The 22,231-nt window shown below is 67.2% G+C and carries 18 protein-coding genes; 8 read left to right on the top strand and 10 right to left on the bottom strand.

Annotation, left to right across the window (positions count from 1 at the left end):
* Positions 1 to 35: 35 nt before the first annotated feature.
* Entirely contained in the window at positions 36 to 1,139 is a 1,104-nt protein-coding gene (locus tag PI990_RS25820) for an alkene reductase (protein ID WP_271658894.1), read from the bottom strand.
* A 115-nt stretch (positions 1,140 to 1,254) separates the two neighbouring features.
* Between PI990_RS25820 and PI990_RS25815 the strand changes: the two genes are divergently transcribed.
* The gene (locus tag PI990_RS25815) at positions 1,255 to 1,620 is read left to right on the top strand and encodes a winged helix-turn-helix transcriptional regulator (protein ID WP_021220824.1); all 366 of its coding nucleotides are present in this window, start codon (positions 1,255 to 1,257) and stop codon (positions 1,618 to 1,620) included.
* Between the two features lie 73 nt (positions 1,621 to 1,693).
* On the opposite strand, the gene leuA is transcribed toward PI990_RS25815, so the two are convergent.
* The 7 genes from leuA to PI990_RS25780 form a co-directional block, all read right to left on the bottom strand.
* The gene (gene leuA / locus PI990_RS25810) at positions 1,694 to 3,364 is read right to left on the bottom strand and encodes a 2-isopropylmalate synthase (RefSeq protein ID WP_271658893.1); all 1,671 of its coding nucleotides are present in this window, start codon (positions 3,362 to 3,364) and stop codon (positions 1,694 to 1,696) included.
* A 284-nt stretch (positions 3,365 to 3,648) separates the two neighbouring features.
* The gene (locus tag PI990_RS25805) at positions 3,649 to 5,319 is read right to left on the bottom strand and encodes a flagellinolysin (protein WP_271658892.1); all 1,671 of its coding nucleotides are present in this window, start codon (positions 5,317 to 5,319) and stop codon (positions 3,649 to 3,651) included.
* 82 nt (positions 5,320 to 5,401) lie between these two features.
* Complete coding sequence (locus PI990_RS25800) at positions 5,402 to 6,688, bottom strand: mechanosensitive ion channel family protein (RefSeq protein ID WP_271658891.1); 1,287 nt, start codon at positions 6,686 to 6,688, stop codon at positions 5,402 to 5,404.
* Positions 6,689 to 6,841: 153 nt separating this feature from the next.
* Positions 6,842 to 7,663, bottom strand: coding sequence for a peptidoglycan DD-metalloendopeptidase family protein (locus PI990_RS25795; RefSeq protein ID WP_271658890.1), 822 nt, complete (start codon positions 7,661 to 7,663; stop codon positions 6,842 to 6,844).
* Positions 7,664 to 7,666: 3 nt separating this feature from the next.
* Entirely contained in the window at positions 7,667 to 9,046 is a 1,380-nt protein-coding gene (gene xseA, locus PI990_RS25790) for an exodeoxyribonuclease VII large subunit (RefSeq protein WP_271658889.1), read from the bottom strand.
* Between the two features lie 47 nt (positions 9,047 to 9,093).
* Positions 9,094 to 9,645, bottom strand: a complete 552-nt coding sequence (locus PI990_RS25785) for a sugar ABC transporter ATPase (RefSeq protein WP_271658888.1) — start codon at positions 9,643 to 9,645, stop codon at positions 9,094 to 9,096.
* Positions 9,646 to 9,717: 72 nt separating this feature from the next.
* Positions 9,718 to 10,617: a LysR family transcriptional regulator gene (locus tag PI990_RS25780; protein ID WP_271658887.1), complete on the bottom strand. Its 900-nt coding sequence runs from the start codon at positions 10,615 to 10,617 to the stop codon at positions 9,718 to 9,720.
* A gap of 109 nt (positions 10,618 to 10,726) precedes the next feature.
* Between PI990_RS25780 and PI990_RS25775 the strand changes: the two genes are divergently transcribed.
* Positions 10,727 to 11,506 (top strand): sulfite exporter TauE/SafE family protein, encoded by a 780-nt coding sequence (locus PI990_RS25775; protein ID WP_271658886.1) that lies wholly within the window; start codon positions 10,727 to 10,729, stop codon positions 11,504 to 11,506.
* A 43-nt stretch (positions 11,507 to 11,549) separates the two neighbouring features.
* Here PI990_RS25775 and PI990_RS25770 read toward each other — a convergent pair whose 3' ends face one another.
* Positions 11,550 to 12,905 (bottom strand): OprD family outer membrane porin, encoded by a 1,356-nt coding sequence (locus tag PI990_RS25770; RefSeq protein ID WP_271658885.1) that lies wholly within the window; start codon positions 12,903 to 12,905, stop codon positions 11,550 to 11,552.
* A gap of 95 nt (positions 12,906 to 13,000) precedes the next feature.
* Positions 13,001 to 13,714, bottom strand: a complete 714-nt coding sequence (locus PI990_RS25765) for an acid phosphatase (RefSeq protein ID WP_271658884.1) — start codon at positions 13,712 to 13,714, stop codon at positions 13,001 to 13,003.
* Between the two features lie 521 nt (positions 13,715 to 14,235).
* On the opposite strand from PI990_RS25765, the gene guaB reads away from it, so the two are divergent.
* The 6 genes from guaB to tadA all read left to right on the top strand — a co-directional run bounded on the left by guaB (position 14,236) and on the right by tadA (position 22,201).
* A complete protein-coding gene (gene guaB / locus PI990_RS25760; RefSeq protein ID WP_271658883.1) occupies positions 14,236 to 15,705 on the top strand; it encodes an IMP dehydrogenase in 1,470 nt (489 codons plus the stop codon).
* A 112-nt stretch (positions 15,706 to 15,817) separates the two neighbouring features.
* On the top strand, positions 15,818 to 17,398 hold the full coding sequence (gene guaA / locus PI990_RS25755) for a glutamine-hydrolyzing GMP synthase (RefSeq protein WP_271658882.1): 1,581 nt from the start codon (positions 15,818 to 15,820) through the stop codon (positions 17,396 to 17,398).
* Between the two features lie 181 nt (positions 17,399 to 17,579).
* Positions 17,580 to 18,599, top strand: coding sequence for an extracellular solute-binding protein (locus PI990_RS25750; RefSeq protein ID WP_184487521.1), 1,020 nt, complete (start codon positions 17,580 to 17,582; stop codon positions 18,597 to 18,599).
* Entirely contained in the window at positions 18,599 to 20,179 is a 1,581-nt protein-coding gene (locus tag PI990_RS25745) for an ABC transporter permease (protein WP_021220809.1), read from the top strand. The genes PI990_RS25750 and PI990_RS25745 overlap by 1 nt, the downstream gene beginning before the upstream one ends.
* A gap of 169 nt (positions 20,180 to 20,348) precedes the next feature.
* Positions 20,349 to 21,713, top strand: coding sequence for a multicopper oxidase family protein (locus tag PI990_RS25740; RefSeq protein ID WP_271658881.1), 1,365 nt, complete (start codon positions 20,349 to 20,351; stop codon positions 21,711 to 21,713).
* Between the two features lie 2 nt (positions 21,714 to 21,715).
* Complete coding sequence (gene tadA, locus PI990_RS25735) at positions 21,716 to 22,201, top strand: tRNA adenosine(34) deaminase TadA (protein ID WP_184487524.1); 486 nt, start codon at positions 21,716 to 21,718, stop codon at positions 22,199 to 22,201.
* Positions 22,202 to 22,231: the final 30 nt, after the last annotated feature.

Raw genomic sequence — 22,231 nt, 5'->3', positions numbered from 1 at the left:
CGGGCATTGCCCGGCGTTTTTGTTTCAGTCCCCGTTCAACCCAGGGTCGGGTAGTCGGTGTAACCGGCTTCGGCGCCACCGTAGAAGGTGTTGGCGTCCGGTTGGTTGAGGGGCGCGTCCTGGCGCAGGCGCTCCACCAGGTCGGGGTTGGCGATGTAGGGGCGGCCGAAGGCCACGGCGTCGGCCAGGCCGCTGCTCAGGGCTGCTTCGGCGCTGGCGCTGTCCAGGCCACCGGCGAGGATGATCTTGCCCTGGTAGCGGTCGCGCAGTTCACGCAGCAGGTCGTCGAAGCCCTCGAAGGTGCCGCCCAGCCAGTCCGGCTTGTTGATGTGCAGGTAGGCGAGGTTGCGGCTGTTCAGTTGCTCCACCAGGTAGCCGAAGGTTTCGCGCGGGTTGGCGTCGCTGATGTCGCCGAAGGTGCCCATGGGGGAAATGCGCACGCCCACGCGGCCGCTGTCGCCGGTGGTGGCGATCACGGCGTCGATCACCTGCAGCACCAGGCGCGCGCGGTTGGCAGCCGAGCCGCCGTAGGCGTCGGTGCGCTGGTTGCTGCCGGAGCAGAGGAACTGGTCCAGCAGGTAGCCGTTGGCGGCGTGCACCTCCACGCCGTCGAAACCGGCGCGCAGGGCGTTGGCCGTGCCCTGGGCGTAGGCGGCGACCACGCCGGGGAGTTCGTCGATCTCCAGGGCGCGGGGCTTGGCGGTGGGCTCGCGATGGTGGCTGCCGTCGGCTTCCTGCACATAGCAATCAGCCTTGGCCTGGATGGCGGAGGGGGCGACGGGATCGACGCCGCCCGGCTGCAGCAGCGGGTGGGAGATACGCCCCACGTGCCAGAGCTGCAGGACGATGCGGCCGCCCTTGTCGTGCACGGCGCGGGTGACCTTCTTCCAGCCCTCGACCTGTTCGGTGCTGTGGATGCCCGGGGTCCAGGCGTAGCCCTGGCCTTCGGGGCAGACCTGGGTGGCCTCGCTGATGATCAGGCCGGCACCGGCGCGCTGGGCGTAGTAGGTGGCATTGAGTTCGCTGGGGATGTTGCCGGGTTGCAGGCTGCGCTGGCGGGTGAGGGGCGCCATCACCACCGCGTTGGGGAGCTGGAGGCTGCCCAGTCGGGTGGGCTGGAACAGGTTGCGTGTGGTCATCGGTTCGATCTCCATCGGCTGCATTCGGCATGAATGTGGCGGTCGATTATGCAGGTGGCAATCTTGCTGACAAGTACGTACGATTCCGGGAGTCACTTACTAGTGGGTAAGCAATATGAGCGAACACGAGCCGATCACCACCGAATCCAAGCGTCTGGTTTCGGGCGACAAGGTCTACAACACGCCGGTGGAGGTGACGCTGGATGTGATCGGCGGCAAGTGGAAGTCGCTGCTGGTGTACCACCTGATGAAGGAGGCGCTGCGCTTCTCCGAACTCAAGCGCCGGGTGCCGGGCATCACCGAAAAGATGCTGACCCAGCAGCTGCGCGAGCTGGAGCATGACGGCGTGCTGTCGCGCACGGTGTTCGCCGAGGTGCCGCCGCGTGTGGAGTACCGCCTTACCGAGCACGGCGCCAGCCTGCAGCCGGTGCTGGAAGCGATGTGCGCCTGGGGCCGTTGCCACTGGCAGCAACAGGGTTAGAGCTGCACGCCGGGTTATCCCCGGAAAAACAAAACCCCGCCGATTGGCGGGGTTTTCATTTACTGGCCGGGTGTCAGGCGGCTTCGGCTTCGGTCTGGCTCAGGGCACGGTTGAGGGCGCTGAACAGGGCACGGAAGCTGGCGGTGGTGATGTTCTCGTCGATGCCGATGCCGTGCAGCGCGCGGCCACCGTCGAGGCGCAGTTCGATATAGGCTGCGGCCTTGGCGTTGGCGCCGCCACCGATGGCGTGCTCGGAGTAGTCCATGATCTCCACCTTCACCGGCAGGCTGGCCACCAGGGCTTCCAGCGGGCCCTTGCCCATGCCGCGCAGGTGCTGGGTCTCGCCCTTGATCTGCACTTCGATGTCCACGGCGCTGGTGCCGTTCTCTTCCTGCAGGCGGTGGCCCTTCAGGGTGTAGGGCGTGGTGGCCTGCAGGTACTCGCTGTCGAGCAGCTTGTAGATCTGTTCGGCGGTCATCTCCAGGCCCAGGCGGTCGGTCTCGCGTTGCACCACCTGGCTGAATTCGATCTGCATGCGACGCGGCAGGCTGATGCCGTATTCCTGCTCCAGCAGGAAGGTGATGCCGCCCTTGCCCGACTGGCTGTTGACGCGGATCACCGCCTCGTAGCTGCGGCCGATGTCGGCCGGGTCGATCGGCAGGTAGGGCACTTCCCAGACACCGTCTTCCTTCTGCTGGGCGAAGCCCTTGCGGATGGCGTCCTGGTGGGAGCCGGAGAAGGCGGTGTGCACCAGGTCGCCCACATAGGGGTGACGCGGGTGGACCGGCAGCTGGTTACACTCCTCGACCACCTTGCGCACGGCGTCGATGTCGGAGAAGTCCAGCTGCGGGTGCAGGCCCTGGGTGTACATGTTCAGCGCCAGGGTCACCAGGTCGACGTTGCCGGTGCGCTCGCCGTTGCCGAACAGGCAGCCTTCGACGCGGTCGGCGCCGGCCATCAGGCCCAGCTCGGTGGCGGCTACGCCGGTGCCACGGTCGTTGTGGGTGTGCAGGCTGATGATCACGCTGTCACGCTTGTTGATGTGGCGGCCGAACCACTCGATCTGGTCGGCGTAGACGTTCGGCGTGGCGCATTCCACGGTGGCCGGCAGGTTGAGGATGATCTTGTTGGTCGGGGTCGGCTCCCAGACGTCGATCACCGCGTTGCACACTTCCAGGGAGAAGTCCTGTTCGGTGGAGCTGAAGATTTCCGGCGAGTACTGGAAGGTCCACTGGGTTTCCGGCTGCTTGGCGGCCAGTTGCTTGATCAGGCGGGCAGCGCCGGTGGCGATGTCGATCACGCCCTGGCGGTCCTGGTTGAAGACGATGCGGCGGAAGGACGGCGCGGTGGCGTTGTAGACGTGGACGATGGCCTTCTTCGCACCCTTGAGGGATTCGAAGGTGCGGGTGATCAGGTCTTCGCGGGCCTGGGTCAGCACCTGGATGGTGACGTCATCCGGGATGTGGCCGTTCTCGATCAGCTCGCGGACGAAGTCGAAGTCGGTCTGCGAGGCGGAGGGGAAGGCCACCTCGATTTCCTTCAGGCCCACCTGCACCAGGGTCTTGAAGAAACGCATCTTCTTTTGCGCGTCCATCGGCTCGATCAGCGACTGGTTGCCGTCGCGCAGGTCGGAGCTGCACCAGATCGGCACGTCGGTGATGGTCTTCGACGGCCAGGTGCGGTCGGGCAGGTTGATGGCGGGGAAGGCGCGGTACTTGCGAGACGGGTCGTTGAGCATGCTCATGGGGAAATCCTTGTTCTGATGGGCCTGATGACGGCGGCCGGCCAAATGAAATGCGGGGTGGAGCAGGGCGTCGCGATTCAGCTACGCAGTCGTGGGCTGACCAGACGTAGGCAGGCGTGTTGACGCAGGAGGATGAGGGTGTGAGCGGTTTTCATGCCGACAACCCTATTCACTCGGGTTGAATATGGCAAGGCTTGTCAGAAAATTGGTGATTTCGTGCGGTAGGTCCGGCGGGGTGAGAGATTCTTGCTTGGAGGGAGGCCAAACGTAGCGAGAATTGCGCGTCAGCCGAGGAGCGAGAGCACGGCCTGGGGCATCTGGTTGGCCTGCACCAGCATGCTTTGCGCCGCCTGCCGGAGAATCTGCTGGGAGGCGAGGGTGGCGGACTCCGAGGCGAAGTCCGCATCGGTGATGCGCGAGCGGCTGGCGCTGGCGTTCTCGGCGATGTTCTGCAGGTTGGCGACGGTGTTGTCCAGGCGGTTCTGGATGGCGCCCATGTAGGCCCGCTGGCGGTCCACATAGGCGAGGGCGTCGTCGATGTCCATCACTGCCAGGCCCGGGGTCTTGATCAGGTTGACGTTGTTCAGCGCCATCGCCCCGGTGTTGAAGGAGGCGAGCCCGACGTCGATGGTTTCCCAGGCATTGGCGCCCACCTGCAGCGAGGTCTGCACGCCGTTACCGGTGGCGTTGGCGTCGAACAGCTTGGGCTCTTCCAGCGTGAAGCCCAGTGAGCCGGGCGTACCGGTGCCGCGGTTGGGCAGCACGTTTTCGGCGGTGAGCACATCGCCACCGTCGGCATCGAAGCCGCCGATGGCGCCGGTGTCCTCGTTGGTCAGGTCCATCCCGGCGATGAACGCGGCGCCGTTGGCGGAGAACTGGGTGCCGAAGTCGGCTGCACTGGCGAAAGCGCCACGGCTGGCGTTGGCCAGGGCGTCGTCGAGGGTGGAGTTGGCGTGGCCGGCCAGGTACTGCATCACGTCCTTGATGCCGTTGCCGCCGGCGGCCTGGATCTCGGCGTGCATGTAGCGCACCGCGGCGTAGGAGGCGGAGTAGCCGGCGCTGTTGCCGATGCCGCCGAAGGCGCCGACCACCGCGCCGATGCTGCTGGCGGCGATGTCACTGCGCAGGCGTTCGTCGGCGCCTTGCACGGCTTCCGCGGTGCCCTCCTTGAACCAGCCGGGCAGGGCGTTGAAGTTCATCGCCCGGCCCATCACCGCGTGGGTCATCTCGTGGGCCAGGACGCGGTCGGTGTACTGGCCCGGGTTGTTGCCGCCGTTGGGCAGGCTGGACCCATCGAAGTAGGCCAGGTTCACGTCGAGCACCTGGTTGTAGTACTTGCCCCCGGCACCGGGCGAGCCGGCGACCGAGGCGAGGGTGGTGCTGGAGGGGTCGTTGCTCAGGGTGATCTTCAGCGTGGCGCCGTCGGCCTTGATCCCGTAGGCGTCGAAGACGCGCTGCTCGCCCTCGCTGATCCAGAAGCCCTTGAGCGAGTTGAGCACCGCGCGCTCGTCCAGCTTGCCCAATTGCGAGCCGGAGGCCTGGCTGAAGATCTTGCGGCCGCCGAAGGTGGTGGTCTCGTTGACCCGGTTGATCTCTTCCAGGAGCTTCTGCGCCTCCTGGTTCAGTGCGGCGCGATCGGTCTCGGTGTTGGAGCCGTTCATGGCCTGGAGGCCGAGCGTACGGATGCGCTGCAGGGCGGTAGTCACGCTTTCCAGCGCGCCTTCTCCCACCTGCAGCATCGACATGCCGTCATTCGCGTTCCGCGTGGCGACGTTGAGCCCACGCACCTGGGATGTAAGGGCATTGGAGATCTGCAAACCGGCGGCATCATCCTTGGCGCTGTTGATGCGCTGGCCGGTCGACAGACGCTGCATGGCCTTACCCAGTGCGTTGTCCGTGTTGCTCAACTGTCTACGCGTGAACGAGGAGGCGATGTTGGTATTGACCGTCAGCATCCCGTTTCTCGCTCGCACTACCGGAAATTCCGGTATCGACACTGCATCGGCGGGCGTACTGGCTTCTTGATGCCGCTTCGGTTCAGGCCGACGAGTGGTCGAAAGCTGCGGGAGCCGGGGCTTGTGGCTGCTGGGCGGGCAGCCGCAGCTCACGCATGTCGGCGCCGCTCGGGTGCTGGAACACGCGCAAGCCGAACTCCGGGAGGATCGCCAGCAGGTGGTCGAAGATGTCCGACTGGATGGCCTCGTAGCGCGCCCAGGCCGTGGTGTTGGTGAAGCAATACAGCTCCAGCGGCAGGCCGTCGGCGGTGGGGTTCAACTGGCGCACCAGCAGGGTCATGTCCTTGCGGATGTCGTCGTTGTGGCGCAGGTAGTTCTCCACGTAGGCGCGGAAGGTCCCCAGGTTGGTCAGCTGGCGGCTGTTGACCGGTACCCGCAGCGGCTCGTCGAGCTGGCTGTTCCAGCTCAGCAGTTCGCTCTCCTTGGCCTTCAGGTACTGGTCCAGCAGACGGAAGCGGCGCAACTGGGCGATCTCGTCGGCGGCGAGGAAGTGCACGCTGTTCTGGTCCAGGTAGATCGAGCGCTTGATGCGCCGGCCGCCGGATTCCTGCATGCCGCGCCAGTTCTTGAACGAGTCGGTGATGAAGCGCTTGGTGGGGATGGTGGTGATGGTCTTGTCCCAGTTCTGCACCTTCACCGTGTGCAGGGCGATGTCGATCACGTCGCCGTCGGCGTTCAGCTGCGGCATCTCGATCCAGTCGCCCACGCGGATCACATCGTTGGAGGAGATCTGCACGCTGGCCACCAGGGACAGCAGGGTGTCCTGGAATATCAACATCAGCACGGCTGCCATGGCACCCAGGCCGGAGAGCAGGATCAGCGGCGAGCGGTCGATCAGGGTGGCGACCATGAGGATCGCGCAGATGGCGAACACCAGTATCTTGATCACCTGCAGGTAGCCCTTGATCGGGTGCAGGTGAGCGTCCTTGCGCAGCTGGTAGAGGGTGTTGATCAGGTCGAGCAGGGCGCTCAGGGCCAGCGCGATGGTCAGCACGATGAAGGCGCCGCAGACGTTGCGCACTACAGTGACCAGGGTTTCCGGCAGGCCGGGGATCAGGACCACGCCGCTGGAGAGGATCAGTGCCGGCACGATATTGGCCAGCCGCTTGATCATGCCGTTCTCGCCCAGGTGCGTGTTGCGGCCTACGGCGGTGGCGCTCAGGGCGCGATAGAGCCCGCGCACGAGAATGCGCTTGACCATCCAGTTGGCCACCCAGGCACCCAGTACCAGCAGGGTGGAGGCGCAGAGAGTGAGGAGTTCGGGGTGGCCCTTCAGCCAGTCCATCCAGGTTGCCAGCTCGTGGGGCATGTGCGGCTCCATGTCAGCGGTGGGATCGGGCCGGCCGTTGCGGCGGGCCTCCGGAGCTGGCGGACCTTAGCAAAAATGCGCCGCTTGGCCCAGGCGACGTCTGTAAGGGGAATTGTATGGCGTGGCCGGCGGCGGGCTATTCCGCGCCGGAGGTCAGGGCTTGAAGGCGCCGATGAAGATGGCCGGGTCGACACGCGCATCGTTGAGGCTGACGTTCCAGTGCATGTGCGGCCCGGTGGCCCGGCCGGTGGCACCGACGCGGCCGACCACGCCGCCGCGCGGCAGTTGCTGGCCGAGTTTCACGTCCACTTTCGACATGTGGCAGAACATGCTGATCAGCCCCTGGCCGTGGTCGACGAACACCGTCTTGCCATTGAAGAAGTAGTCGCCGATGAGCACCACCTTGCCGGCCGCCGGTGCCTTGATCGGCGTACCGGTGCCCACGGCGAAGTCCAGGCCCGAGTGCGGGTTGCGCTCCTCGCCGTTGAAGAAGCGGCGCAGGCCGAAGGGGCTGGAGAGCGGCCCGTTCACCGGCTTGTCGAACAGCAGGTTGCTCGGCGTGCCCGGGGTGAAGCTGCGGTAGGCACGGGTCTGCTCGGCCAGTTCGCGGTCGATGCGCTTGAGGTCCTCGGGCAGCGGGTTCACCTGGCGGGTGTTCTTCAGGGTGATGCGCTGTTCCTTGTAGTGCTTGCTGCCGACGCTGAAAGGCAGGCTGCGACCATCGCTCACCTTTAACTGTTGGGTGCCAGCCTGGGTGCCGAGGGGAATGCCGACGATGGCGATCCAGTCGCGGCCCTCTTCCTTTACCACCAGCACGGGCTTGTCCTGGAAGCGCGCCGTCGGTGCCGTGGCGCCCTGGCCCAGTTGCACCACGGCGACGCCGCCGGGCACCGGTTTGTTCAGCAGGCGGCTGATGAAGCCTTCGGCCTGGGCGGGGAGGGTGACGGCGAGAAGCAGGGCGAGCAGCAGGCGCATCTATCAATCCAGCAGGGAAAGGGTGACCGGGGTCAGGTGGTTGTCTTCGACTCGCACGTCGAGTTCGCCCTCGCCCAGGCGAGCCTTCAGGCGCTGGCCGGGACGGGTCTGGGCGGCGTTGCGGATGGCCTGGCCGCGTTCGTCGAGCAGGATGCTGTAGCCCCGGCCGAGGGTGGCCAGCGGGCTGACCACATTGAGCGTCTGCACCTGGCTTTGCAGCTGCAGGCGGCGCTCCTTGAGGCCTTCCTGCATGGCGCGCGGAAGGCGCGCGGCGAGGCTGTCCAGGCGCTGGCGCAGCAGGCTCAGGGCGCGGCCCGGGTGTTGTGCGGCCAGGCGTGTCTCCAGGCGCGCGAAGCGTTCCCGGCGGCTGCTCAGCTGGCGGTCGAGGGCGCGTTGCAGGCGCATCTCCAGGTCGTCGAGGCGCTGGGCCTGCTGGCGCAGGCGCTCGCCCGGGTGGCGCAGGCGGCGGGTCAGGCCGTCGACGCGCAGGTGGTGATGGGCGATCTGTTGCTGCATGCGCAACACCAGGCGCCGTTGCAGGCTCTCCAGGCGCTGGCGCAGGCTGCTGGAATCCGGGGCCAGGAGTTCGGCGGCGGCGGATGGCGTGGGCGCGCGGACGTCAGCGACGAAGTCGGCGATGGACACATCCGTCTCATGGCCCACGGCACTGACGATGGGCGTCTGGCAGGCGGCCACGGCGCGGGCCACGGCTTCCTCGTTGAAGCACCAGAGATCTTCCAGCGAGCCGCCGCCACGGGCCAGGATCAGCGCATCGAAGCCCTGGGCGTCGGCCCGTTCGATGGCTCGGACGATCTGCGCGGTGGCTTCGCGGCCCTGCACGGCGGTGGGCACCAGGGTCAGTTCCACCTGTGGGGCGCGGCGGCGGAACACGCTGATGATGTCGCGGATCACCGCACCGGTGGGCGAACTGACGATGCCGATGCGCTGCGGGTGGGCCGGCAGCGGGCGCTTGGATTCGGCGTCGAACAGGCCTTCGGCGGCGAGCTTGTCCTTCAGGGCCTCGAAGGCCAGGCGCAGGGCACCGTCACCGGCGGGCTCCACGGCATCGGCGATCATCTGGTAGTCGCCACGGCCTTCGAACAACGAGACCTTGCCGCGCACCTTCACCGCCAGGCCGTCGCGTAGCGCCTGGCGCACCTTGGCGGCGTTCTGCCGGAACAGCGCGCAGCGCACCTGGGCCTGGCTGTCCTTGAGGGTGAAGTACAGGTGGCCGGACGCGGGCTTGGCCAGGTTGGAGATTTCGCCTTCCACCCAGACCTGGGGGAACACGTCCTCCAGCAGATGGCGGGCACGCTGGTTGAGCTGGCTGACGGTCAGCACCTCGCGGTCGAGGCCGAGCCGTTGGAAGGGGTCTTTGAACATGAGCGGCATGATACGGGCGGCGATGGCCCGCGCTCAATGCGTGCCGTTCAGTCGTGCACCTCGACCAGGCGCACGGGGAAGCCCAGGCGGTCGGCGAAGGCAGCGAGGAAGGCGCGGCTGAAGCCGGCTTCCAGCCAATCGTTGAAGACGAACGCCAAATTGGAGAAGCCGCAGGCCTGCAGATAAAGGAAGCCGTTGATGTCGTCTTCGAAACCGCATTCGGGGCAGGTGAAGTTATCGGTCTCGCCCGGCCACCACTCTTCCAGGCTTTCGAACAGCGGCTCACCGACCTCGCGGCGGCACTCCGGGCAGCCGGCCTCGTGCAGGAAGCCACGGGCGGGGGTGTAGATGCAGCGCTTGTCGACGATTTCCAACCCGGCGCCGGGCTTGCCCAGCGGCAGCCGGTCGGGATGTTCGACCACCTGGCGCGCCCCGGGTGCGACGGCGTGGATCATGCGGTTGCCACCCCGGGCGAAGGCGCTCGGGAAGGCCTCGACCACACCCTGGCGCACCAGCCAGCGCAGCATGCGGCCGGCCAGGGCATGGTGGCCGGGCACGGTGGAAATCTGCGGGACGATGATCAGTTGACGGGTTTCCACACGGGGCTCCGAGGGATCAGGGGCGCGCAGCTTAACCGCCAGTCGGCGGGCGTCAACCGCGGGGCGACGGAATCAGCCTGCGCCCAGTTGCTGGCGGAAGTGCTCCACCAGGCCCTGGCTCAGGGGCGTGTCATCGTGGCGCCAGGCCAGGGCGACCTGGCTGTCGCAGTCGGCATCGGCCAGTGCCAGGAAGCGCACCCCGGCAGGCGCGATGGCGCGCATCGAGGCCGGCACCAGGGCGACGCCGAGCCCGGCTTCGATGAGTTGCAGCTGGCTGGTCTTGCGCGAGACGGCACGGGCCGCACGGGGAAAGAAGCCCTGGCGCAGGCAGAGCTCAGCGGCACGGTAGCTGAGGCCGCCGCGCTGCATGTGCGGCACCGAAACGAAGGGTTCGTCCGCCAGGCGGGCGAGGGGGATGGGCTCTGCCTCATCGGCCAGCGGGTGCTCGGCGGCCACGGCCAACAGCAGCGGTTCGCGGTACAGCGGCTGCAGGGCGAGGCCGGGGTACTGGCGCAGCACCGGCAGGCGCAGCAGGCACACATCCAGGCGGCCTTCCTGCAGATCGGCCAGTTGCTGCTCGGAGGATTGCTGGACGATCTCCAGGTTCACCCCTGGGTGCCGCTCCAGGTAGGTGCGCAGGGGCGCCTGCAGCGGCGCGCCCAGGGGCACCGAGCTGGAGTGGCTGAGGCGCAGGGTGCCGTGCTGGCCCTGGCCGACCTGGCGGGCCAGTTCGCCGGCGGCTTCCAGGTCCTGCAGCAGGCGCAGTGCCAGGGGGTGGAAGGCGCGCCCCGCCGGGGTCAGCTCGACCTGGCGCGGGCCGCGTTCCAGCAGCGGGGTGGCGAGGTGGGTTTCCAGTTCGCGCATCTGCCGGCTGAGGGCCGACTGGGCGATGAACAGGCGTTCGGCCGCGCGGCTGAAGCTGCCGCTCTCGACGATCTCGATGAAATAGCGCAGTTGTCGTAATGAGATCACGGGGGCTCCTGCGATGCCTTTTGGAGATGGGGCGAGGGGGTGGATTGTATTGGCCCGATGCCTGCCGCGCTCGCTAGATTGGCGGCACTTCCCTGTCGAGCGCCGTTCCATGAGTGTCGAAAGCCTGTTCGCCCTGCTGTCGTTTTCGCCGACCGACTGGTTGCTCATCGCAGGGGTCATCGCCCTGGCCTATGTGGTGTTCGGCATCGCCGGCTTCGGCACGGCGTTGGTGGCCGGGCCGCTGCTGGTGAGCAGCCTGCCCATGGCGCGGATCATCCCGCTGCTGGTGCTGCTGGATTTCGTCGCCTCCGCCGGCAGCTGGTTCACGGCGCGCCAGGCGGTGGCCGGGAGCGAGCTGCGCCGGCTGTTGCCCTGCATGGCGCTGGGCTGCGCCATCGGCGCCTACGGGCTGGTGAACCTGGACGCCGAGCTGTTGATGCTGCTGTTCGGCCTGTTCGTTTGTGCCTATGCCATCTGGTCGCTGTTTCTGCAGCCGGTGCGGCAGGCACCGATGAAGCCCCTCTGGGTGGTGCCCTTCGGTGTCTTCGGCGGCACCTTCGGGGCGCTGTTCGGCAGTGGAGGGTTCCTCTATGCGCTGTACCTCAGCGGCCGTCTGCCTGAGAAGGAGCGGATCCGCGCGACCCAGAGTGCGTTGATTGGCTGCAGCACCCTGGTGCGCCTGGGGCTGTTCGTCGTGGCCGGGCTCTATGCCGACTGGCAGATACTGCTGCTCGCCCTGAGCCTGCTGCCGGCCATGGCGCTGGGGCTGTGGATAGGCCGGCGCCTGACCTTGCGCCTGTCCCGCGAGGCCTTTGTACGGCTGGTCACCTGGCTGGTGCTGTGCAGCGGCGTGGCGCTGGTGGCGCGCTACCTGGCGCTGCAGCCTTGAGTGGCGCGCCGCCCGCTGCGGCACTGAAGCGGGCGGCGCGGATTTAGAACAGCTCCAGCGGGTATTGGATGCGCAGGCGCGTCTGGTCGATGGAGGCGTCCGCATAAGCGCGGTTGCTCCGGTGCCAGATCTGCGTCGCGCGCAGGTGCAGGTTTTTCAGCGGGCCACTGGCGAAGGTGTAGCCGAGATCCAGGTCCAGCTCGTGGTGCTTGCCGTCGCGACCGTAGAGCCCGTGGTAGATGCTGTGGCCGGGGGCATGGCTGCCGTCTGCGCCCCAACCCCGCTGGTAGCGCAGGGCCAGGTTCAGCTCCGGCAGGCCCAGCCAGTGCAGGCGCTGGTCATAGCGAAGCTGCCAGGAGCGCTCACGGGGCCCGTTGAAGTCCGAATACGCGGCGGCGTTGGCCAGGACGATCGACTGGCTGCTCTGCCCATCGCCGAAGCCGATGTAGTCGAAGGGCGTGTCCGAGAAGGTGCGCTGGTAGGCCAGGGTCAGGCGGTGCGCGCCCAGGCGGTAGGCGATGGCGTGGGAGCCGATCAGGTTGTCGATGGGGCCGAACAGCGAGGCGCCACTGTCGCGGGTGCGATAGAGGTGGGTGCTGTTGCTCAGGGTGCCGGCGCCGAGTGCCTGTTCGTGGCCCAGGTGCAGGTAGTACTGGGTCCAGACGTCCTCCAGCTGGCCCAGGTAATAGGAGAGGCTCCAGGGCTCGCCGCGATGGCTGAGCCCTATATAGCTGGCACTGTGGATATCGATGCCGCGCCGGTCCGGGCGAGCAACGACGGTGGAGATGGCGCCACGGTTCTTGCTTTCGGTGGGGCCGGAAAGCGCGGTGAAACGCGCCGCCTCCAGTTGCAGCCCGGCCCAGTCGCCCTGCAGGTGCAGGCCGTGGGCCATGCCGGGGATGATGCGGCTGTTGTCCGCCGCCAGCACCGGCGCCTGGGTGCTGAAGTTGCCGTACCTGAGCTGTGCATCGGCGATTTTCAGCTTGAGCGCACCGCCGGCCTTGCCGTGGCTGTCTCGCGGGTGGCCCTGGCCGTCCACCGCCAGGGTGCCCGTGCCGGTGCGCCCGCCGCCGCTGTCGAGTTTGAACGCGGCCATGGCGAAGGCGTCGACGCCCAGGCCGATGAGGCCAGGGGTGAAGCCCGAGTGGTAATGCAGCTGTACGGACTGCCCCCATTCCTGGCGGTAGCCGTTGCGTTCGTCGCGGGGTTTGTAGCGGTTGCGCCCGGCGTTGTTCGGGCCATCGCGGAAGTCGCGGGCAAAGTACTGGTTGTCGAAGAACAGGCGGGCGTCGCCCTGGGCGAGAACGTCGCTCCAGGAGGTCTCCTGCGCCTGGCTGTGGCAGGCGAGGGCGCTCAGCAGTGGCAGGCAGAGGGGGAGGGCGAGGCGATTCACGAACATGGTGTCGCTCCTTCTTATTAGAGGCTACGGCTCCCAGCGTGGGGTGGGCCTTCCATTGCGGGCCGCGGCGTCGCCCGCCGCGGCCCGGATGGGCGTCAATCCAGGGCGAGGTTGCTTCTCACCTCGCGCCGGGCGTGCTCGAAGTCACGCAGGGCGCCGGGGTTCTTCAGCAGCTCGTTGGCGAGTACCGCCGCGGATATGCGCCCGCCTTCCAGGTCGGTGGGGTAGTGCACACCCGCCACCACGCGGCTTTGCGCGGCGGCTGCGGCCCGGGCGAAGAGCTCGGCGCGGTATTCCGGCAGCATCTTGGCCAGCAGGATGGCGGTGAGGTAGGCATCCATCGTGTGGCCGCTGGGGTAGGACTCGCCCATGGGGGGCGGCAGTATCGGCTTCACCTCCTGGCTGAGTTGGTAGGGGCGGGGGCGGGCGAAGTGGTGCTTGGCGGGCATCAGCGTCTGTTCCAGGTCCACCAGCACGCGGCGGAAGAAGTGCGCGGTCTGTGGGTGCCGGTCGACGGTGAACTCCGCCCCGAGGATGCCCTGGGCGAAGGGGAAGGCCGCGTCGTCGAGGTGGTCGTCGCGCTTGGCCTGCTCCACCTGCTGCGGGGTGCGCTCGCGCTGGACGAGCAGCACGGTATCGAGGTCGAGCCGGTCTTCGGCGGTGCCGGCGGGCGGCGGTGGTGGCAGGTACTCCGCGAGCTCCAGTGTCCGTTGCGGCAGGTAGGGCATGAGTTCCGGCTGCGTGGCCTGGGTGGCCGGGCTCAGGATCAGCAGCAGGGTGGCGAAAAGGGGCCAGGGTGAACGGGTCATGACGATGTCCTTTGCTCGGGGCGAACGGGTGTCGCCGCTTGATGGGCGGTGGTGGTGAGCGGGCGGGAGGTCTGGGGGCGCCTGGGGGCGGTGCGCGCGGGGCGCTCGGTGCAGCGGGAAGGTGGGGCGGGGATGGAGCCTGGCATGGTGGGGCGGTCGCGGATCGCCGGTGCTGCGCTTGCGGCGGAACCAGGCGCGGCCGTTGCGTTGCCCAGGGGGATCGGCCAGCGCCGAGTCGGCGGGTGACGGATGGAGGGCAAGGGGCTGGCGCATGGTTCCCACTCTTTATTCTTGTCGTTATCGGCGTCGGCGAACGCGCCCCGCCTGGGGCGCAGCGTCATGGAGGAGTATCGGAATACCCGGCGCGGCGCCGCTATCCTGCAGATGCGGGATGGCACTCCATCGGAAAGGGTGGTACGGCGGTGAAGAAGGTGAGGCCGAAGGTAACGGTTTCATTGAGCGCGCCATCACAGCTGAGATATAATGCCGCGCTTCCAATTTTCCCGCCTGGGAGCCCCGCCATGCTGCGCATCAGCCAAGAAGCCCTCACCTTCGACGACGTACTCCTGATCCCGGGGTATTCCGAGGTCCTGCCGAAGGACGTCAGCCTCAAGACCCGCCTGACGCGCGGCATCGAGTTGAATATCCCCCTGCTGTCCGCCGCGATGGACACCGTGACCGAAGCCCGTCTGGCTATCGCCATGGCGCAGGAAGGCGGCATCGGCATCATCCACAAGAACATGACCGTCGAGCAGCAGGCTGCCGAAGTCCGCAAGGTGAAGAAGTTCGAGGCCGGCGTGGTCAAGGACCCGATCACCATCGAGGCCGACGCCACCGTGCGCGACCTGTTCGAACTGACCCGCCAGCACAACATCTCCGGTGTACCGGTGCTGTCCAACGGTGATCTGGTGGGTATCGTCACTTCCCGTGACGTCCGCTTCGAAAACCGCCTGGACGCTCGCGTCCGTGACGTGATGACGCCGAAAGAGCGCCTGGTCACCGTCAAGGAAGGCGCCGACAAGAACACCGTCCGCGAGCTGCTGCACAAGCACCGCATCGAGAAGGTCCTGATCGTCGACGACGCCTTCAGCCTGAAGGGCATGATGACCGTGAAGGACATCGAGAAGGCCAAGGCCTATCCGCTGGCCAGCAAGGACGACCAGGGTCGCCTGCGCGTCGGCGCTGCCGTCGGCACCGGCGCCGATACCGCTGACCGCGTCACCGCGCTGGTCAATGCCGGCGTCGACGTGATCATCGTCGACACCGCCCACGGTCACTCCAAGGGCGTGATCGACCGCGTTCGCTGGGTCAAGCAGACCTTCCCCGACGTCCAGGTGATCGGCGGCAACATCGCCACCGGCGAAGCCGCCAAGGCCCTGGCCGAAGCGGGCGCCGATGCGGTCAAGGTCGGCATCGGCCCGGGCTCCATCTGCACCACCCGTATCGTCGCCGGCGTCGGCGTCCCGCAGATCTCCGCAGTCGCCAACGTCGCCGCTGCCCTGGCCGGCACCGGCGTTCCGCTGATCGCCGACGGCGGCATCCGTTACTCCGGTGACCTGTCCAAGGCCATCGTCGCCGGCGCCTCCGCCGTGATGATCGGCTCCATGCTGGCCGGTACCGAAGAGGCCCCGGGCGAGGTCGAGCTGTTCCAGGGCCGTTCCTACAAGGCCTACCGCGGCATGGGTTCGCTGGGTGCCATGGCCCAGGCCCAGGGTTCCTCCGACCGCTACTTCCAGGACTCCTCCGCCGGTGCCGAGAAGCTGGTCCCGGAAGGCATCGAAGGCCGCGTGCCTTACAAGGGCACCATGTCCGCGATCGTTCACCAGCTGATGGGCGGCCTGCGCGCCTCCATGGGCTACACCGGCTGCGCCACCATCGAAGAGATGCGCACCAAGCCGGAGTTCGTGCGCATCACCGGTGCCGGCATGGCCGAGTCCCATGTGCATGACGTGCAGATCACCAAAGAGGCGCCCAACTACCGCGTAGGTTAAGGGGCCGCGTAACAGGTGCTGGAAGCTGGAAGCTGGAGGACGGAAGCATGACTTTCGCCCTGCACTTCCAGCTTCTGGCTTTCAGCTTCAAGCTCTTTCCGAAGGAAAGCTCATGGCCAATCAAGATATCCACGCCCACCGCATCCTGATCCTCGACTTCGGTTCCCAGTACACCCAGCTGATCGCTCGCCGCGTTCGCGAGATCGGCGTGTACTGCGAGATCCACCCGTTCGACATGGAAAACGATGCCATCCGCGCCTTCGCGCCCAAGGGCATCATCCTCGCCGGCGGCCCGGAGTCGGTGCACGAGGCCAACAGCCCGCGCGCGCCCCAGGCGGTGTTCGATCTCAACGTCCCGCTGTTCGGCATCTGCTACGGCATGCAGACCATGGCCGAGCAACTGGGCGGCAAGGTCCAGGGTTCCGACCTGCGCGAGTTCGGCTACGCCCGTGTCGACGTGGTCGGCAAGGCCCGCCTGCTCGATGGCATCGAAGACCATGTCGACGCTGACGGCCTGTTCGGCCTCGACGTGTGGATGAGCCACGGCGACAAGGTCACCGCCATGCCCGAGGGCTTCCATATCCTCGCCAGCACCCCGAGCTGCCCGATCGCCGCCATGGCCGACGACAGCCGCGCGTACTACGGCGTGCAGTTCCACCCGGAAGTGACCCACACCAAGCAGGGCGGTCGCATCCTCTCTCGCTTCGTGCTGGAAATCTGCGGCTGCGAAGCCCTGTGGACCCCCTCCAACATCGTCAGCGACGCCATCGCCACCGTGCGCGCCCAGGTGGGCAGCAACAAGGTGCTGCTGGGCCTGTCCGGCGGTGTCGACTCCTCGGTGGTCGCGGCGTTGCTGCACAAGGCCATCGGCGACCAACTGACCTGCGTCTTCGTCGACAACGGCCTGCTGCGCCTGCACGAGGGTGACCAGGTGATGGCCATGTTCGCCGAGAACATGGGCGTCAAGGTGATCCGCGCCAACGCCGAAGAGCTGTTCCTCGGTCGCCTGGCCGGTGTCTCCGACCCGGAAGAGAAGCGCAAGATCATCGGCCGCACCTTCATCCAGGTGTTCGATGAGGAAGCCACCAAGCTGAAGGACGTGAAGTTCCTCGCCCAGGGCACCATCTACCCCGACGTGATCGAGTCGGCCGGCGCCAAGACCGGCAAGGCCCACGTGATCAAGTCCCACCACAACGTCGGCGGCCTGCCGGAAGACATGCAGTTCTCCCTGGTGGAGCCGCTGCGCGAACTGTTCAAGGACGAAGTGCGCAAGCTCGGCCTCGAACTGGGCCTGCCCTACGACATGGTCTACCGCCACCCGTTCCCGGGCCCGGGCCTGGGTGTGCGCATCCTCGGCGAGGTGAAGAAGGAGTACGCCGACCTGCTGCGTCGTGCCGACCACATCTTCATCGAAGAGCTGCGTGCCTTCGACTGGTACCACAAGACCAGCCAGGCCTTCGTGGTGTTCCAGCCGGTGAAATCCGTCGGCGTGGTCGGTGACGGCCGTCGCTACGCCTGGGTCGTCGCCCTGCGTGCGGTGGAAACCATCGACTTCATGACCGCCCGCTGGGCGCACCTGCCCTACGAGCTGCTGGAGAAGGTCTCCAACCGCATCATCAACGAGATCGAAGGCATCTCCCGCGTCACCTACGACGTGTCGAGCAAACCGCCGGCGACCATCGAGTGGGAATGACGGCGCACGCCTGAAGGCAGCGTCGAAGGCGCGGACCGCATGCGGTCCGCGCCTTTTTCATATCCGCCATCGCTTCCTCTCATGGCTGCCGCAGCAACCTGTCGCAGCCTTTTCTTGAGAACGAAGCGCAGTTGATCCGTATAATCGTTTCCGATTATTGCTGAGTTGATAGGAGTGGCTTATGTCGGCACGTCTCGTAACTGCGTTGGCCCGCGTCTGCGGCGCCGGTGTTCTGTCCCTCGGTCTGTTGCTGCCCATGGCGGCCCGGGCCGACGACGCGGTGACCCTGACTCTGTACAACGGGCAGCACGAAGCGACCGGCAAGGCCGTCGCCGAGGCCTTCACCAAAGCGACCGGCATCCAGGTGCGCATCCGCAAGGGTGGCGGTGGCCAGTTGGCCAACCAGATCGCCGAGGAAGGCGAGCGCTCGCCCGCCGACATCATCTACACCGAAGAAGCGCCGCCGCTGATCAAGCTGGCCGGCCAGGGCATGTTGGCCAAGGTGGATGACAGCTCCCTCAAGCAGGTCGAGCCGCAGTTCGCCGACCCCGCCGGCAACTGGATCGGCGTCACCTCGCGTGTGCGCGTGCTCGCCTACAACCCCGAGGAGCTGGGCGACCAGGCCCTGCCGCAAAGCGTGCTCGATGTGGCCGACCCGGAATGGAGCGGCAAGATCGCCTTCGTGCCCAGCAGTGGTGAGTTCCTTGGCCAGGTGGCCGCCATCATCAAGCTGGAAGGCCGCGAGAAGGCCGAGGAATGGCTGACCGGCCTCAAGGCCTTCGGCTCCACCTACACCAACAACGTCATCGCCATGAAGGCAGTGGAGAACGGTGAAGTCGCCGCCGCGCTGATCAACAGCTACTACTGGATGGCGCTGAAGAAAGAGAAGGGCGAGCTGAAGAGCAAGCTGCACTACTTCGCCGACGGCGATGCCGGCGGTCTGGCCAGCGTCTCCGGCGTGGCGGTGGTGAAAGCCAGCAAGCACCCGAAGGAGGCCCAGCAGTTCGTCGCCTTCATGCTCAGCGAAGAGGGCCAGAAGGCCATCCTCAGCCAGTCCGCCGAATACCCGGTGAACCAGAAAGTGCCGGCCGACCCGCTGCTCAAGCCCTATGACCAACTGCGCCCGCCCAAGCTCACCGCCGCCGACATCGGCCTGGCGGAAGACGCCCTGGAGCTGGAGCGTGAGGTCGGGCTGAACTGATGCAAGCCGAAGTCCTGGACCCGGCCCTGGCGGCCTCGGCATCGAAACCCCTCGGCCGTCGTCGCCGCTCCCCGCCCATCTGGCTGCAGGTGCCGGTCCTGGCATTGTTGCTGGTCGCCGCGCTGCCCCTGTTCTACGTGGCCGTGCGCAGCTGGGAATCCGGCTGGCACACCGCCTGGCAGCTGCTGTGGCGCCCCTTCGTATTCCACCTGCTGGCCAACACCATGAAGCTGATGGTGCTGGTGACCGCCGGTTGCGTGCTGCTCGGCCTGGCCCTGGCCTGGTGCGTGGAGCGCAGCGACCTGCGCTGGCGCCGCCAGTGGAACGTGCTGCTGTGCCTGCCCTTTGCGATTCCGGCCTTCGTGGCCGGTTTCTCGTGGATTTCCATCAGCCCGGTGTTCGAGGGCCTCGGCGGCACGGCGCTGGTGATGATCCTGTCCAAATACCCGCTGATCTACCTGCCGGTGGTGGCCACGCTGCGCAACCTCGACCCGGCGCTGGAAGAGTCCGCGCGCATGCTCGGCTACACCCGGCGCCAGGTGTTCTGGCGGGTGACCCTGCCGCTGCTGCGGCCGACCCTGATGGGCACCGGGCTGCTGGTGGCGCTGCACATGCTGGTGGAGTTCGGCGCGCCGTCGATCATGCGTTACCAGACCTTCACCACCGCTATCTACCAGCAGTTCGAACTGGAATTCAGCAACGCCAACGCGGCGATGCTTTCGGCGCTGCTGCTGGCCCTGTGCATGTTGATGATGGGCATGGAACTGCGCCTGCGCGGGCGCGGCTTCGCCCGTACCGGGCAAGGCGTGGCGCGACGCACCGCGCCCGTGCGCCTGGGCCTGTGGAACTGGCCGATCCAGGTGCTGCTGGTGGCGCTGGTGGTGATCGGCTCGGGCACGCCGCTGGCCATGCTCGGCTTCTGGATCCATGAAGGCAGTTCGGCGGCCTTCCCGCTGATGGACATCCTGCGCACCCTGGGTTCGTCGCTCTACCTGTCCTTCGGTGGTGCGCTGATCAGCTGCCTGCTGGCGTTGCCGGTGGGGCTGGTGGTGGTGCGCTACCACGGGCGCCTGGCGCGTCTGGCCGAACGCCTGCCCTACCTGTTGCACGCGTTGCCGGGGCTGGTGATCGCGCTCTCTCTGGTGTTCTTCGCCCTGGGTTATGCGCCGGCGCTGTACCAGACCACGTTGCTGTTGCTGGTGGCCTACGCGCTGCTGTTCATGCCCATGGCCCAGTCGCCGATCCGCGTGGCGCTGGAGAAGGCCTCGCCGCAGCTGGAGGAGGCCGCGCGCACCCTCGGGCAGACGTCGTTCAAGGCCTTCCTGCGGGTGACGCTGCCGATCATCTTCCCGGCCATCGGCGCCGGTTTCGTGCTGGTGTTCCTCGATTGCATGAAGGAGCTGACGGCCACCCTGATCCTCGGCCCCACCGGCCTGGATACGCTGGCCACCGCCGTCTGGTCGCACACCGCCAACCTGGAGTACGCCGCCGCTGCGCCCTATGCCGCGTTGATCGTGCTGGTGTCCGGGCTGCCGGTGTACCTGCTCACCACCCGCGCCTACCTGGGCCGCAACCGCTAGGCGGCTGTGGCATCTGGCCACGGCCCGGCGCTGCCCTGATGCGCAGGGGCTGTGCCAGAATGTGCCACCCGTGAGCCGGCCCATGCAGGCCGGCCCTTTCTGTCGCCGCAGAGCGACAACGCACCGCCTGATGGCCCCGCGAAGCATTACTCACAGGAGCCTGGATTCCGTGTCATTCACCCGCAGACAGATTCTCGGTGGCCTGGTCGGCCTCGGCGTGGTCGGCCTGGGCGCCGGCGGCACCCGCTACTGGCTGGGCCGCAACCTCGATGCCAAGACCCACGACTACGAACTGATTGCCGCCCCGCTGGACCTGGAGCTGGTCTCCGGCCACGTCACCCCGGCCTGGGCCTATGGCGGCCAGGCGCCGGGCGTGGAGCTGCGTTCACGCCAGGGCGACTGGCTGCGCGTGCGCTTCATCAACAAGCTCGACGAGCCCACCACCATCCACTGGCACGGCATCCGCCTGCCCCTGGAGATGGACGGCGTGCCCTATGTCTCGCAGCTGCCGGTGCTGCCGGGCGAATACTTCGACTACCGCTTCCGCACCGATGACGCCGGCAGCTTCTGGTACCACCCGCACCTGTCCAGCGCCGAGCAGTTGGGGCGCGGCCTGGTCGGCCCGCTGATCGTCGAAGAGCGCGAGCCCAGCGGCTTCCGCCACGAGCGCGTGCTCAGCCTGAAGACCTGGCACGTGGACGAGGAAGGCGCCTTCACCCAGTTCAGCGTGCCCCGCGAGGCGGCCCGCGAAGGCACCCGGGGTCGCCTGACCACCATCAACGGCACGCCGGCGCCGACCCTCGAACTGCCTGCCGGGCAGGTGGTGCGCCTGCGCCTGCTCAACCTCGACAGCACCATCACCTACCGCCTCAACATGCCGGGTGCGGAGGTGCGCATCTATTCGCTGGACGGCCACCCGGTGGCACCGCGCGACCTGGGCAAGGAGTACTGGCTCGGCCCGGGCATGCGCATCGAGCTGGCGCTCAAGGTGCCTGCCGCCGGCCAGGAACTGCCGCTGCGCAACGGGCCGCTGCGCCTGGCGACCCTGAAGAGCGTCGCCACCGAGGAGGCTGCCGGCGACTGGCCGCCCGCGCTGCCGGCCAACCCGGTGCCGGAGCCGGACCTGGAAAAGGCCGAGACCCTCAGCTTCAAGTTCGAGTGGGCGGCGACCCTGACCAGCGCCGCCGGCCGGCCGAGTAACTACTGGCAGATCAACGGCAAGGCCTGGGACATCCAGGATAAGACCTGCGCCGACCGCCCCATCGCCACATTGAAGAAGGGCGGCCACTACATCTTCGAGCTGCGCAACATGGCCCAGTACCTGCACCCGATCCACCTGCACGGCATGGCTTTCAAGGTGATCGGCTCGGACCGCAAGGCCATCATTCCCTACTTCACCGACACCTACCTGCTGGGCAAGAACGAGACCGCGCGCATCGCCCTGGTGGCCGATAACCCCGGCGTGTGGATGTTCCACTGCCACGTCATCGACCACATGGAGACCGGCCTGATGGCCGCGATCGAGGTGGCCTGAGGATGCGCCAGCCGATGATCGTCGATCGCAGCCGTGACGAGGACTTCATGCGTGAAGCCCTCGCGCTCGCCGCCGAGGGCGCGGCCCTGGGCGAGGTGCCGGTCGGCGCGGTGCTGGTGCAGGACGGCCAGGTGATCGGGCGCGGCTTCAATTGCCCGATCTCCCGTCACGACCCCAGCGCCCACGCCGAGATGGTCGCCATCCGCGATGCGGCACTGGCGGTGGAAAACTATCGGCTGGTGGGCAGCACCCTCTACGTGACCCTGGAGCCCTGCAGCATGTGCGCCGGGCTCATCGTCCATTCGCGTGTGGCGCGGGTGGTCTACGGCGCCACCGAGCCCAAGGCGGGGGTGGCGATCAGCCGTGGGCAGTTCTTCACCCAGGACTTCCTCAACCACCGGGTGCTGGTGGAGGGGGGTGTATTGGCGGGGGAGTGCGGAGCGATCCTCAGCGAATTCTTCAAGATGCGACGTTCGCTGAAGGGCTGAGGGCGCCGGTATCCGCTAGCTGCTTTCAGG

The organism is Pseudomonas sp. TUM22785 (genome assembly GCF_028198105.1).
GTDB classification, from domain to species: domain Bacteria; phylum Pseudomonadota; class Gammaproteobacteria; order Pseudomonadales; family Pseudomonadaceae; genus Metapseudomonas; species Metapseudomonas solani.
Note: the sequence above shows the minus strand (reverse complement) of the source record. Positions and strands in the feature narration are given on the sequence as shown.

Bases quoted from the DNA above. Each gene is read 5' to 3' on its own strand.
- PI990_RS25795 (WP_271658890.1), bottom strand. From the start codon at position 7,663: ATGCGCCTGCTGCTCGCCCTGCTTCTCGCCGTCACCCTCCCCGCCCAG.
- tadA (WP_184487524.1), top strand. From the start codon at position 21,716: ATGCGCCAGCCGATGATCGTCGATCGCAGCCGTGACGAGGACTTCATG.
- leuA (WP_271658893.1), bottom strand. From the start codon at position 3,364: ATGAGCATGCTCAACGACCCGTCTCGCAAGTACCGCGCCTTCCCCGCC.
- guaB (WP_271658883.1), top strand. From the start codon at position 14,236: ATGCTGCGCATCAGCCAAGAAGCCCTCACCTTCGACGACGTACTCCTG.
- PI990_RS25805 (WP_271658892.1), bottom strand. From the start codon at position 5,319: ATGCTGACGGTCAATACCAACATCGCCTCCTCGTTCACGCGTAGACAG.
- PI990_RS25765 (WP_271658884.1), bottom strand. From the start codon at position 13,714: ATGACCCGTTCACCCTGGCCCCTTTTCGCCACCCTGCTGCTGATCCTG.
- PI990_RS25770 (WP_271658885.1), bottom strand. From the start codon at position 12,905: ATGTTCGTGAATCGCCTCGCCCTCCCCCTCTGCCTGCCACTGCTGAGC.
- PI990_RS25745 (WP_021220809.1), top strand. From the start codon at position 18,599: ATGCAAGCCGAAGTCCTGGACCCGGCCCTGGCGGCCTCGGCATCGAAA.
- guaA (WP_271658882.1), top strand. From the start codon at position 15,818: ATGGCCAATCAAGATATCCACGCCCACCGCATCCTGATCCTCGACTTC.
- PI990_RS25815 (WP_021220824.1), top strand. From the start codon at position 1,255: ATGAGCGAACACGAGCCGATCACCACCGAATCCAAGCGTCTGGTTTCG.
- PI990_RS25800 (WP_271658891.1), bottom strand. From the start codon at position 6,688: ATGCCCCACGAGCTGGCAACCTGGATGGACTGGCTGAAGGGCCACCCC.
- PI990_RS25750 (WP_184487521.1), top strand. From the start codon at position 17,580: ATGTCGGCACGTCTCGTAACTGCGTTGGCCCGCGTCTGCGGCGCCGGT.
- PI990_RS25775 (WP_271658886.1), top strand. From the start codon at position 10,727: ATGAGTGTCGAAAGCCTGTTCGCCCTGCTGTCGTTTTCGCCGACCGAC.
- xseA (WP_271658889.1), bottom strand. From the start codon at position 9,046: ATGTTCAAAGACCCCTTCCAACGGCTCGGCCTCGACCGCGAGGTGCTG.
- PI990_RS25820 (WP_271658894.1), bottom strand. From the start codon at position 1,139: ATGACCACACGCAACCTGTTCCAGCCCACCCGACTGGGCAGCCTCCAG.